The following is a 12,932-nucleotide window of genomic DNA, read 5'->3' on the forward strand; positions in this document are numbered from 1 at the left end:
AAAACAACTGTGGGAGCGAGCCTGCTCGCGAAGGCGATGGACCAGTTAACACGGAGGTCGACTGAAACACCGCCTTCGCGAGCAGGCTCGCTCCCACAGGGTTAGCGCAAACTTCGGATCAGCCGCGATGACGTCCGCGGAAGTAGCTGATCAGGCCTTGGGTCGAAGCATCTTCGGCCGGGCTTTCTTCGCTGCCCACCAGGCGGTTGTAGACGCCTTTGCCCAGTTCCTTGCCCAGCTCCACGCCCCATTGGTCGAAGGCGTTGATGCCCCAGACCACGCTTTGCACGAATACCTTGTGCTCATACAGCGCAACCAGTGCACCGAGGCGGCGCGGGCTGATGCGTTCGACCACCAGGGTGTTGCTCGGGCGGTTGCCCGGGATCACCTTGTGGGGGGCGAGCTTCTGCACTTCTTCTTCGCTGGCGCCTTTATCGCGCAACTCGGCCTCGGCCTCGCTGCGAGTCTTGCCGAGCATCAGCGCCTGGCTCTGGGACAGGCAGTTGGCGTACAGCCACTGGTGATGGTCGGCAACCGGGTTGAAGCTGACGATCGGCACGATGAAATCGGCCGGGATCAGTTGGGTGCCCTGGTGCAGCAATTGATGGTAGGCGTGCTGACCGTTGGCGCCGACGCCACCCCAGATCACTGGCCCCGTATCGGTGGATACCGGCGTGCCATCCTGGCGGACGCTCTTGCCGTTGGATTCCATGTCCAGTTGCTGGAGGTGCTTGGTGATGTTGCGCAGGTAGTGGTCGTACGGCAGGATCGCGTGGCTTTGCGCACCCCAGAAATTGCCGTACCACACGCCAAGCAGCGCCAGCAGCACCGGCATGTTCTGGTCGAACGGCGCGCTCTGGAAATGCTGGTCCATGGAATAGGCGCCGGACAGCAGCTCCTTGAAGTTCGACATGCCGATGGCCAGGGCGATCGGCAGGCCGATGGCCGACCACAGCGAGTAACGGCCGCCGACCCAGTCCCACATCGGGAAGATGTTTTCTTCACGGATGCCGAAGGCCACCGCTGCGGCGTTGTTGCTCGATACCGCGATGAAGTGGCGATAGAGCTCCGCTTCCGAGCCACCCTGGGCCAGGTACCAGGCACGCGCGGCCTCGGCATTCTTCAGGGTTTCGAGGGTATTGAAGGATTTCGACGAGACAATGAACAACGTGGTCTCGGCGCGCAGCTTCTGGGCCAGCTCGTGGAACTCACTGCCGTCGATGTTCGCCAGGTAGTGACAGCGCACGCCTTTATGCGTGTAGGACAACAGCGCTTCGGACACCAGCTGCGGGCCGAGGAATGAACCACCGATGCCGATGTTCACCACGTCGGTGATCGGTTTTTCGGTGTAGCCGCGCCACAGGCCATCGTGGATGCGACCGACCAGATCGGTGATCTGGTTCAGCACTTTGTGCACATCGGGCATCACGTTGACGCCGTTGACCAGCAATTTGTCGCCGACCGGGCGACGCAGCGCTGTGTGCAGGGCCGGGCGGTTCTCCGAGGCGTTGACGATTTCGCCTTCGAACAGCGCCTCGATCGCGCCCTTGAGGTCGACTTCGTTGGCCAGGTTGACCAACAGGTCGCGGGTCTGTGCGTTGATCAGGTTCTTCGAATAGTCGAGAAACAGGCCGCAGCTCGACAGGGTGAATTGATTGAAACGCTGCGGATCGGCATTGAACGCTTCGCGCATGCTGAAATCCTGCATGGCTTTGCGGTGGTCATTCAGCGCTTGCCAGGCGGGCAGAGCGGTCACGTCATGAGGAGTTCGGTAATACGCCATCGCTGCGGGTTTCCTTTTACTTTGAACGGCCTTTTTAACACTGAAAATTCCGGCGCAGCCCGAGAAGGGCGTCCGGACAACTGCGTCGACACGATCGCCAGACGCAGGGCGACTACAGTAAACCTCGCGTTGCGATCTGTCTTGACTTTGTCTGACAGTTTCCCGGTACTTTTTTATACAACAGCGGGTGACAGGGGTCGACAGGCGGAACGCAGATTCCCCTGTGGGAGCGAGCCTGCTCGCGAAAGCGCTCTGGCCGATACGTTGGGAGTGACTGACACACCGCCTTCGCGAGCAGGCTCGCTCCCACAGAAGAGGAGCGTGGGAGTCGTGGGATTCGGTCAGGCCACCTGGACCGGAATGGCGTTGCTGGTGTGGCTCAGTTCGTTGCCCGGCGCCATGTAGAGCATGCGCGGCTTGAAGTTGAGCAGTTCGGCTTCGCTGTAATGGGCATAAGCGCAGATGATGACGCGGTCTCCGACCTTGGCCTTGTGCGCCGCAGCGCCGTTGACCGAGATCATCCGCGAGCCTTCTTCGCCACGGATGGCGTAGGTGGTGAAGCGCTCGCCGTTGTCGACGTTGTAGATCTGGATCTGTTCGTATTCGCGGATGCCCGACAGGTCCAGCCACTCACCGTCAATGGCACAGGAGCCTTCGTAGTCGAGCACGGCGTGAGTGACTTCGGCGCGGTGCAGCTTGGCCTTGAGCATGATGGCGTGCATGAGTGTTTCCTCTGGTCGGGTCCAAACGGCGGGCAGTTTGCCCGAAGGGTTGGGGGGCGGCAATACGCGGAGAACTGCAAATACAGTCTGTCAGGCACCCCATACTCCTGTGGGAGCGAGCCTGCTCGCGAAGGCGGTGTATCAGTCGACGCCTGCGCCAACTGACCCGCCGTTTTCGCGAGCAGGCTCGCTCCCACAGGGGCGCTGAGGTGTTCAGGCGGGCGTGTCGAGTTCCAGGTGCAGGTTGTCGATCAGGCGCGTGGTGCCCAGGAAGGCGGCAACCAGAATCACCAGGTCGCGATCCTCGCTCACAGCCGGGCGCAAGGTCCTGGCGTCACGGATTTCCAGGTAATCGGGACGCAGGCCGGCGGATTCGAGCTGTTTGAGCTGCTCGCCGATCAGCGCCGGGAAATCCCGTTGCCCTTGCTTGATGGCTTCGCCGATCTGGCTCAGGGCACGGTAGACCACGGGCGCCACGGCGCGCTGCTCGGGGCTGAGAAAACCATTACGCGAAGACAGCGCCAAGCCATCCTCGGCGCGCACGGTCGGCTCGCCGATGATCTGGATCGGCATATTCAGGTCATGCACCAGCGCGCGGATCACCGCCAGTTGTTGGAAATCCTTCTGGCCGAACACCGCCAGATCCGGCTGGACCATGTTGAAAAGCTTGCTGACCACGGTAGCCACGCCTTCGAAATGCCCCGGACGGCTGGCGCCACACAAGCCTTCGGACAACTGCGGGACGCTGACGCGGGTCTGCCCGGCCATGCCATCGGGATACATCTCCTCCACGCTGGGCGCGAACAGCAGATGGCAGCCGGCCTGGAGCAGTTTCTCCTGGTCGGCCGCGAGGGTGCGCGGATATTTGTCGAGGTCTTCGCCAGCGCCGAATTGCAGAGGATTGACGAAAATACTCGCCACGACAAAATCGGCCCGCTGCGCCGCCTTGGTCACCAGCGCCATGTGCCCGCTGTGCAGGTTGCCCATGGTCGGGACAAAGGCGATACGTTTGCCTTCGCCGCGGGCACGGGCCACGGCGGCGCGGAGTTCGCGTACGGTCTTGACGGTGTTCATGCGGAAAATCCGTGCTCGGCGCCAGGGAAGGTCGTCGCCTTCACTTCAGCGACATAGGCGGACAAGGCTGCCTGGATAGTGGTTTGCCCGGCCATGAAGTTTTTCACGAACTTGGGTACGCGGCCGGTAATCGACAGCCCAAGCATGTCGTGGAGCACCAGTACCTGGCCGTCGGTAGCGTTACCGGCACCGATGCCGATCACCGGGATTTTTACCGCTTGAGTGATTTCCTGCGCCAGCTCGCTGGGTACGCATTCGAGCAGCAACATGGCGGCACCGGCCTGTTCCAGCGCAATCGCATCGGCACGCATCTGCCGCGCCTGGTTTTCGTTGCGGCCCTGGACCTTGTAGCCACCGAGGATATTAACCGCCTGGGGCGTCAGGCCCAGGTGTGCGCACACCGGGATACCGCGCTCGGCCAGCAGGCGGATCGAGTCGGCCAGCCACAACGCGCCTTCGACCTTGATCATGTGGGCACCGGCCTGCATCAGCATGGCGCTGTTGGTCATGGTTTGTTCCAGGGTGGCGTAGGCCATGAACGGCAGGTCGGCGAGGATCAGCGCGTCGGTGTTACCGCGTTTGACGGCGGCTACATGGTAGGCCATCTCGGCGGTGGTCACCGGCAGCGTGCTGTCGTGACCTTGCAGCACCATGCCGAGGGAATCGCCCACCAGCAGCACTTCGACACCGGCCTCGTTGCAGGCATGGGCGAAGGTTGCGTCATAGCAGGTCAGCATGGTGATTTTTTCACCTTTCTGCTTGAGACCTTGCAGCGTGGTCAGGGTAATAGCTGGCATGAAAAAGTCCTCATTAGGCGCTCGAATACAGGCGCACCTTCTATGCGTGGTGCTTGTAAGGCCTGGATTACGCCCATTAGCGCCGCGTTGGCGGCGACGGGACGCCTATAGTCGTGAGGAGCAACCGGGAAGTCAATTGGATGTGTTACCGGTGGGTGTTACCGAGGTTACTGATGCGTTTCAGCGCAGAGGCGTGTTTAAAACCTGACTGCCTGGTCCCGGATTTTTGTGGGAGCGAGCCTGCTCGCGAAGCGGTGTGTCAGTGGATATGTGGATAACTGATCCATCGCCTTCGCGAGCAGGCTCGCTCCCACAGGAGATTGGTGTCAGTTAGCAGGCAAGCGTTCCAGGCCGACAAAGGGGCACGCCGCGAGGAGGTCCTTGAGCAAGCGCCCATCGGCCAGGCGCAGGTCGGCGGGCGCGAGCTCGGCCAACGGATACAGGACAAAGGCCCGGGCGTGCATATGGTAATGAGGGACTCTGAGGCGCGGCTCGTCGATCAGGCGATCACCGAACAGCAGAATATCCAGGTCCAGGGTGCGCGGGCCCCAGCGCTCGAGGCGCTCGCGACCCTGGCCGGTTTCGATGGCCTGTAGTGCATCGAGCAAGTCCAGCGGCGCGAGGTCGCTGTCCAGCGCCGCAACGGCATTGGTATAGCGCGGCTGGCCGGGGAGCAGCGAGTCGCTTTGATAAAACGCCGAAACGCCGGCCAGTCGCGTCTCGGGCAATCGCGCCAGCGCCTCGCTGGCGCTGCGCAATTGTTCGGCGGGTTCGGCCAGGTTGCTGCCCATGCCGATGTAGATGCGTTCCACCGATTATTCGTCCGAGGCGCTTGGTACACCGGTGCGTTTGCGCTTGGCGCCACTGCTGCGGCGACGTTTGCGCGGGCCGCTGGCGCCGTCATCCTTGCCATTCAGTTCGCGAATCATGTCGCGGCGCTCGCTGTCGTTGGCGTCCTGGTAATCGGTCCACCATTCGCCCAGGCCATCGGTCTGTTCGCCGGCGCTTTCGCGCAGCAGCAGGAAATCGTAACCGGCACGGAAACGCGGATTGTCCAGCAGCAGGTCGGCGCGTTTGCCGCTACGCCGCGGCAGGCGCTCTTGCATGTCCCAGATCTCGCGGATCGGCATCGTGAAGCGTTTGGGAATGGCGATGCGCTGGCATTGCTCGGCGATCAGTTCGTGGGCAGCTTCCTGCATCGCCGGAATCGGCGGCATGCCGCGTTCCTGCAAACGCAGGACTCGGGCGGGCAGGGCGGGCCAGAGCAAGGCGGCGAACAGGAACGCCGGGGTCACCGGTTTGTTCTGCTTGATGCGCAGGTCGGTGTTGACCAGCGCTTCGCTGATCAAGGTGTGGGTGTAGGTCGGGTTGTATTCCAGCGCCTCGGCACTGGCGGGGAACAGCGGGTCGAACAACTGCAGGTCGACGAGCATTTCGAAGGTGTCTGCGGCGTTGCCCGACAGGAACAACTTGAGCACTTCTTCGAACAGGCGCGCCGACGGGATTTCTCTCAGCATCGGCGCCAGTTCGCGAATCGGCATGGCGCTGTGCTTTTCAATGCCGAAATCCAGCTTGGCGGCGAAACGCACGGCTCGCAGCATCCGCACCGGGTCTTCCTGGTAACGCTGCCTTGGGTCGCCGATCAGGCGGATAAGCCGGTTGCGGATGTCGTGAACGCCGTTGGCGTAATCGAGGATGCGTTCGCTGACCGGATCGTAATACAGCGCGTTGATGGTGAAGTCGCGGCGCTGCGCGTCTTCTTCCAATGTGCCGTAGACGTTATCGCGCAGGATGCGCCCGCTCTCGTTGCGCGAAGACTGGTTGCTGTCTTCGTCTTCATCGTTTTGCGGGTGGTTGGCGCGGAACGTCGCGACCTCGATGATTTCGCGGCCGAAGTGGATGTGCACGAGCTTGAAGCGCCGCCCGATGATCCGCGCATTGCGGAACTCGGCTCGTATCTGCTCAGGCGTGGCACTGGTGGCGACGTCGAAATCCTTGGGCGTGATATTGAGCAGCATGTCGCGCACGCAACCACCGACCAGGTAAGCCTGGTAGCCGGCGTTCTGCAGGCGTTCGACGATGTTCACCGCGTAACGGCTGAATTGGGCCTTTTGCAACGAGTGCTGGCCGCTGTTGAGCACTTCAGGCGTGCTGCGAATGTGTTGCGTACGACGCAAGGGAGAACGGAATGACTGGAACAGCTTCTTCAGCATGGGATGCACTGTTTGAAGGAATATTCGGCCAAAAACGAGGAATGACCGCATGATGGGCGGGGATTCTAGCATTTAGTCGAGGGATGGTGTAGGACACAGGAGTTTTGAGCTGCAAGCTTTAGGCGACAAGCTTGTAGGCTGCGGGGAAGGCGGAATCACAGAAACCACAAGGGGAGCCGAAGCTCCCCCAGAATTAGTTGCGCTATTTTTATTATTGGTTTCGGGCTTCTTGTTTTTGTTGAGTGCCCGCGCCACGAGGTTTCCCTTCGTGACCCTCCCAATCGGGAGCCAAGAGCAAACGGATTGCTTTGGTCGCTGTGTTGCAGTGATCAATCGATCCAACCAGTTCAGGCACCTGTCTTGAGACAGTTTTATTGTTCTCGGCCTGGTCGTGGGGCAAGCCCCAATTACAACGCCTCTCCAAAAGAATCAGTTAGCTGCGCCTCTCGCCGTCTTGTTTTTATTGTGCGTGAGTCGATTCGTCTTATTTTTATTGTCTTGTGCATTGCTTGTTATTGTTCTTGTACCAAAGCTATAGCAGGGTGCGTGCCAACTTTTGGCAGGCCCAGCGAAACCGGGGGTTCTATGGTTAAAGCGGTTTTTTCGAGGCGAAAAAAAGCCGGGGTTTCGTTACCGTAAGCCCCGGCATCTGTTACGTGAAAAAGCTGAGGTAACAGTTTTTTCACATCCTGCAGTGTTACCTGCGTGTTTCAGCTCTCGCTGGCGACGCCAGTCTTGCGTCGTGGGATACCCAGGCGCTGGCGGCGCTCCCACAGGCACTTGCGGCTCACGCCCAGCTTGCGCGCCAGTTCCGTCTCGGTCATGTGGTCCTGGTGCTCCAGGACGAAGTGCTGGAAGTAGTCCTCCAGCGACAGGTCTTCGGTGGGCTCGTGGCTGGTGTTGTTGGCGCCGCCGCCCTGTTGAGGGGCCAGGCCGATGAACTCTTCATCGTCCAGGTCACTCAATTCGATGTCGATCCCCAGCAGGTCGGCGGAAATTTCCGGGCTCTCGCACAGGATCACCGCGCGCTCCACGGCGTTTTCCAGCTCACGGACGTTACCCGGCCAGGCGTAATGACGAATGGCTTGTTCGGCGTCGGGGGCAAACTTCAGGTCGGTGCGGTTGACCCGCGCGCTCTGGCGGGCGAGGAAGGCATTGGCAATCTCGTTGACGTCCGCGCCGCGCTCGCGCAGTGGCGGCAGCTTCAGGGCAATCACGTGCAGACGGTAATACAGGTCTTCACGGAACTGACCGATTTTCGCCAGGCTCTTGAGGTCGCGGTGCGTCGCGGCGATCAGGCGCACATCGACCTTTTGCGACTGGACCGAACCGACTCGACGAATCTCGCCTTCCTGGAGGACGCGTAACAGCCGCGCCTGGGCTTCCAGGGGCAGCTCGCCGATTTCGTCAAGAAACAGCGTGCCTCCGTCCGCCGCCTCGACCAGGCCCGCACGCCCTGCACTGGCGCCGGTGAAGGCGCCTTTCTCATGGCCGAACAGCTCGGACTCGATCAGGCTCTCCGGGATGGCCGCACAGTTCACCGAAATCATCGGCGCCTTGGCTCGGCGGGACAGGTTATGCAGCGCCCGAGCCACCAGCTCCTTGCCGGTGCCGGACTCGCCCTGGATCAGGACGTTGGAATCGGTCGGCGCCACTTTGCGGATCTTGCTGTAAAGGTCCTGCATGGGTGGGCAGGAGCCGATGATGCCGATTTCGCCGTTGCTGTTGCTGGCGCCCGCCTTGCCTGGAGCAGTGGCCTTGCCGTTCGTCGGTTCCGAAGGCTGGCTGCTCGCCGTTTGTCGGTCACGCAGGATTCGAGCGACGGCCTGGAGCATTTCGTCGTGGTCGAACGGCTTGGCGATGTAGTCGACCGCACCCATTTTCATGGAGTCGACCGCCGAGCGCAGGCTGGCATAACTGGTCATGATCAGCACAGGCGTGCCCTGGCCGAGCTTGATCAACTCGGTCCCCGGGGCACCAGGCAGGCGCAGGTCACTGACGATCAGGTCAAACGTTGGAATGCTGAAACGCTCTTGTGCTTCCTGCACGGAACCGGCTTCGCTGACCTGGTACTGGTTGCGTTCCAGCAGGCGGCGCAAGGCGGAGCGGATAATTGTTTCGTCTTCGACGATCAAAATGTGCGGCATTGATTCGATTCTCTCGACGGTCTCAGTTCACAGCGGACGTCGCTTCGACATGACGCGGCAAGGTCACCCGGATACGGGTGCCGCGTTGGCTCTGAACATCGGCCGGGCTGTCGATGGTGATTTGTCCATAATGCTCTTCAACGATGGAATAGACCAGTGCGAGGCCCAGACCGGTGCCTTCGCCAGGATCCTTGGTGGTAAAGAAAGGTTCGAACAATCGATCCATGATGTTCTGTGGGATTCCGCTGCCTTCGTCTTCGACGATCAGGTCAACCGTGTGTTCAAAGGCTTCGCTCTTGACCCGTACCGCGCTCCCGGCCGGCGAGGCGTCGCGTGCGTTGGAAAGCAGGTTGATCAGCACCTGGGCGAGCCGCTGAGGATCGCCATCGACCCAATGATCGGGGTCGCACAGGTTGAAGAACTGCACTTCGAAATTGCGCCGGTTGAGTGCCAGCAAGCCAATGGCGTCCTGGGCGACTTCGGCCAGGCATACCGGTTCGTCGTTGTGCTGGTGGCCGCCGGCGTGGGCGAAACTCATCAGGGATTGGACAATGCGCGACACGCGCTTGGTCTGTTCGAGAATCTGCCCGCTGATTTCCGTCAGTTCGCCGTCGTCCTCGCGTTCTTCGCGCAGGTTCTGCGCCAGGCAGGCGATGCCGGTGATCGGGTTGCCGATTTCGTGGGCCACGCCGGCGGCCAGTCGACCGATGCTGGCCAGGCGCTCGGAGTGGACCAGTTTGTCTTCGAGCATCTGGGTGTCGGTCAGGTCTTCCACCAGCAGCACCAGGCCGCTGTTGCCCGGCGCCAAAGGCTCGTCGATCGCCGCCTTGTGCAGGTTCAGCCAACGGGTCTGGCCGTCGAGGGCCAAGTGCTGTTTGTGCAGGTGTTCGTCCGGCAGGTCGATGAAGCCTTGCAGCAAGCCTTTCCACGGCTCGCCCAGGGTGCTCAGGCGCGAGCCGACCACGCGCTGGGCGGCGATGCCGGTCAGCTCTTCCATGGCCTTGTTCCACATGAGGATTTCTTGGTCCTTGGCCAGCGAGCAGACGCCCATCGGCAGTTCCTGCAAGGTCTGGCGGTGGTAGCGGCGCAAGGCATCCAGCTCGGCGGCGAGGCCAGTGAGGCGCGAATGGTAGTCCTCGAGGCGGCTTTCGATGAAGTGGATGTCTTCGGTCACGTAGTTTTCGCCGCCCGCCTTATAAGGCAGGAAGGTTTCGACCATGTCCTGGGCCACGCTGGGGCCCATCAGGCCGGACAGGTTGGCTTCGATCCGGTCGCGTAAGCGACGCAACGCGTACGGGCGGCGCTCATCGAACGGCAGGTAAAGATCGCGCAGGGCCTGTTCGACTTCCTTCTGTGCGGCCTTGGCGCCCAGCGGCTTGGCCAGTTGCGTGGCGAATTCCTGGGGCGAGGCGGCGTGCAGTTCGCGGCGTTGCGGGCGACGCACGTTATCCACGGCGCAGGCTTCGGCGGCGCTGGCTTCTTCACTGCTGGCGTTGGTGAACAGCGAAATCAGGGTGAACATCAGCACGTTCGCCGCCAGCGAGGCGATGGCTGCCATGTGCCAGCTGGTGTCGTCGAGCACGTAGATCATGTTCAGCAGCGGGATATAGAACCCCTGCAGGTTGCCCAGCAGCGGCAACAGCATCGCGACCAGCCAGACCAGGATTCCCGCCAGCAGGCCGGCGATAAAGCCGCGGCGATTGGCGGTTGGCCAATACAGGACCGACAGCACGCCGGGCAGGAACTGCAGGGTGGCGACGAACGCGACGATGCCCAGGTTGGCCAGGTCCTGCCCGTCGCCCAGCATCAGGTAGAAACCATAACCGGCCATGATGATCGCAACGATCAACGCGCGACGGGTCCATTTCAACCAACGGTAGATATTTCCTTCCGCCGGCGGCTGGTAGAGCGGCAGCACCAGATGATTGAGGGCCATGCCCGACAACGCCAAAGTGGTGACGATGATCAGGCCGCTGGCCGCCGACAGCCCGCCGATATAGGCCAGCAATGCCAGGGCCTTGCTGTTGGCGGCGATGCCGATACCGAGGGTGAAGTATTCCGGATTGGTGCTGGCGCCGAGTTTCAGACCTGCCCACAGAATCAGCGGCACCGCCAGGCTCATCAACAGCAGGAACAGCGGCAGGCCCCAGCTTGCGCTGACCAGTGAGCGCGGGTTGAGGTTTTCGGTGAAGGTCATGTGGTACATGTGCGGCATCACGATTGCCGAGGCGAAGAACACCAGCAACAACGTGCGCCACGGGCCTTCCTGCAAGGGCGTATGCAGGGCGGCGAGGGCGGTCTGGTTCTGCAACAGCCAAAGCTCGAGCTGTTGCGGGCCATCGAACACGCCGTACAGCGCGTAGAGACCGACGCCGCCGATGGCAATCAGCTTGATCACCGATTCAAAGGCAATGGCGAACACCAGCCCTTCGTGTTTTTCCCGGGTGGCGATGTGCCGGGAGCCGAAAAAAATCGTGAACAGAATGATCAGCGCGCAGAAGCTCAGCGCTACTCGATGCTGCACCGGTTCGCGGGTCAGGATGCTGATGGAATCGGCCACGGCCTGGATTTGCAGGGCCAGCAGCGGTAACACGCCGACCAGCATGAAGATCGTGGTCAGCGCGCCGGCCCAGGTGCTGCGAAAGCGGAAGGCGAACAGGTCGGCCAGCGATGACAGTTGGTAGGTACGGGTGATCTTCAGGATTGGATAAAGCAACACCGGCGCCAGCAGGAAGGCCCCGGACACTCCAAGGTAGCTGGAAAGGAAACCATAGCCATACTGATAGGCCAGCCCGACCGTGCCATAAAACGCCCATGCGCTGGCGTAGACCCCCAGCGACAGGGTGTAGGTCAGCGGGTGACGGATGATCGCCCGGGGGATCATGCCTCGTTCGCTGATCCAGGCCACGCCGAACAGCACCGCCAGGTAGGCGGCGCTGATCAGGATCATCTGGGTCAGGCTAAAGCTCATCGGCATCTTTTTGGCTCTGCAGGATGAAGGTCACGACGATCAGGATCAGCCAGAGCAGATACGGCCGATACCAGGCACCCGTGGCATCGATCCACCAATCCATGATGGCCGGGGAGAACAGGTAGATCCCGACTACCAAAAGCAGGACCAAGCGATAGATGTACATCCCGGCCTCTCTTTGTTTAGGCGCGTGCCCGAAAACGTGCGGCGATGGTAACGGATAGGCGGCAGGCTGCAAGGGCCGTCATGGTATTTGCGCTTCGGGCAGGGTGAGGACGCGCGGGATCTTGCTCGCAGCCCAGTGCCGAATGCCCCAGGCCAGCACCTCGCGGGGGCTGGCATCGCAGAGTTCCGGGCCCGGTTGCTGGCCCAGTGCGCGCAATGCCCGTAACAGCAGCGGCGTAGCCTGGTCCGCTGTCAGCGGCGGTGAACGATAGGATTTGCCGAGCTTGTGCCCGTCGGGCTGGGTGATCAGCGGCACATGCAGGTAACGCGGTTGCGGCAGCCCGAGGAGTTCCTGCAGGTAGAGCTGGCGTGGCGTGGAGTCCAGCAGGTCAGCGCCGCGGACGATATCGGTGACGCCTTGCCAGGCGTCGTCCAGCACCACCGCCAGTTGATAGGCGTAGAGCCCGTCACGACGACGGATCACGAAATCACCGGCCTCACGGCCCAGATGCTGGCGAAATTCGCCTTGGACCCGGTCGGTGAAGTGATATTCAAGCTCGGGGACGCGTAGGCGGATGGCGGCGTCCTCGGTGTCGTGGCCGGCGTTGCGGCATAGCCCCGGGTAAATACCCTGATACGGTTCCAGTTGCTTGCGCGAACAGGTGCAGGCGTAGGCCAGGCCTTGGCTGAACAAGCGATCGATGACCCGTTGATAGGCTTCATGGCGGTCGCTCTGGCGGACCATTTCGCCGTCCCATTCAAAACCATAGGATTGCAGCGCAGTCAGGATCGCCGCTTGCGCGCCGGGCTCTTCCCGCGGTGGGTCGAGGTCTTCCATGCGCAACAACCAGCGCCCGCCCGCAGCCCGGGCATCAAGGTACGACGCCAGGGCGGCGACCAGCGAGCCGAAGTGCAGATGGCCGCTGGGGGTGGGGGCGAAGCGTCCGATGTAAGTGGTCATAGGGCGAATGTTACTGGGGGCCGGTCAGGAGGAATATAGGTCTTGATGACGAAACATAATTCCCTGTGGGAGCGAGCTTGCTCGCGATAGCGGTGGGTC

At 61.6% G+C, this 12,932-nt stretch carries 10 protein-coding genes; all 10 read right to left on the minus strand.

Annotation, left to right across the window (positions count from 1 at the left end):
• Positions 1-118: 118 nt before the first annotated feature.
• Positions 119-1,783 carry a glucose-6-phosphate isomerase gene (pgi, locus tag PSH78_RS04490; RefSeq protein ID WP_305498770.1) on the minus strand — a complete coding sequence of 555 codons (1,665 nt, stop codon included), beginning with the start codon at positions 1,781-1,783 and terminating at the stop codon, positions 119-121.
• 341 nt (positions 1,784-2,124) lie between these two features.
• Positions 2,125-2,505: an aspartate 1-decarboxylase gene (panD, locus tag PSH78_RS04495; RefSeq protein WP_003228271.1), complete on the minus strand. Its 381-nt coding sequence runs from the start codon at positions 2,503-2,505 to the stop codon at positions 2,125-2,127.
• 213 nt (positions 2,506-2,718) lie between these two features.
• On the minus strand, positions 2,719-3,579 hold the full coding sequence (gene panC / locus PSH78_RS04500; protein WP_305498771.1) for a pantoate--beta-alanine ligase: 861 nt from the start codon (positions 3,577-3,579) through the stop codon (positions 2,719-2,721).
• Positions 3,576-4,376: a 3-methyl-2-oxobutanoate hydroxymethyltransferase gene (gene panB, locus PSH78_RS04505; RefSeq protein ID WP_305498773.1), complete on the minus strand. Its 801-nt coding sequence runs from the start codon at positions 4,374-4,376 to the stop codon at positions 3,576-3,578. The genes panC and panB overlap by 4 nt, the downstream gene beginning before the upstream one ends.
• A gap of 326 nt (positions 4,377-4,702) precedes the next feature.
• Positions 4,703-5,188: a 2-amino-4-hydroxy-6-hydroxymethyldihydropteridine diphosphokinase gene (folK, locus tag PSH78_RS04510; protein WP_305498774.1), complete on the minus strand. Its 486-nt coding sequence runs from the start codon at positions 5,186-5,188 to the stop codon at positions 4,703-4,705.
• Between the two features lie 3 nt (positions 5,189-5,191).
• Positions 5,192-6,589: a polynucleotide adenylyltransferase PcnB gene (locus tag PSH78_RS04515; RefSeq protein WP_305498775.1), complete on the minus strand. Its 1,398-nt coding sequence runs from the start codon at positions 6,587-6,589 to the stop codon at positions 5,192-5,194.
• 710 nt (positions 6,590-7,299) lie between these two features.
• Complete coding sequence (locus PSH78_RS04520) at positions 7,300-8,736, minus strand: sigma-54 dependent transcriptional regulator (protein ID WP_305498776.1); 1,437 nt, start codon at positions 8,734-8,736, stop codon at positions 7,300-7,302.
• A 22-nt stretch (positions 8,737-8,758) separates the two neighbouring features.
• A complete protein-coding gene (locus PSH78_RS04525; RefSeq protein ID WP_305498777.1) occupies positions 8,759-11,713 on the minus strand; it encodes a sensor histidine kinase in 2,955 nt (984 codons plus the stop codon).
• The gene (locus PSH78_RS04530; RefSeq protein WP_003176118.1) at positions 11,697-11,873 is read right to left on the minus strand and encodes a hypothetical protein; all 177 of its coding nucleotides are present in this window, start codon (positions 11,871-11,873) and stop codon (positions 11,697-11,699) included. The genes PSH78_RS04525 and PSH78_RS04530 overlap by 17 nt, the downstream gene beginning before the upstream one ends.
• Before the next feature lie 78 nt (positions 11,874-11,951).
• On the minus strand, positions 11,952-12,833 hold the full coding sequence (gene gluQRS / locus PSH78_RS04535; protein ID WP_305498778.1) for a tRNA glutamyl-Q(34) synthetase GluQRS: 882 nt from the start codon (positions 12,831-12,833) through the stop codon (positions 11,952-11,954).
• Between the last annotated feature and the right edge of the window lie 99 nt (positions 12,834-12,932).

This window comes from Pseudomonas sp. FP198, from assembly GCF_030687895.1.
Lineage (GTDB): Bacteria > Pseudomonadota > Gammaproteobacteria > Pseudomonadales > Pseudomonadaceae > Aquipseudomonas.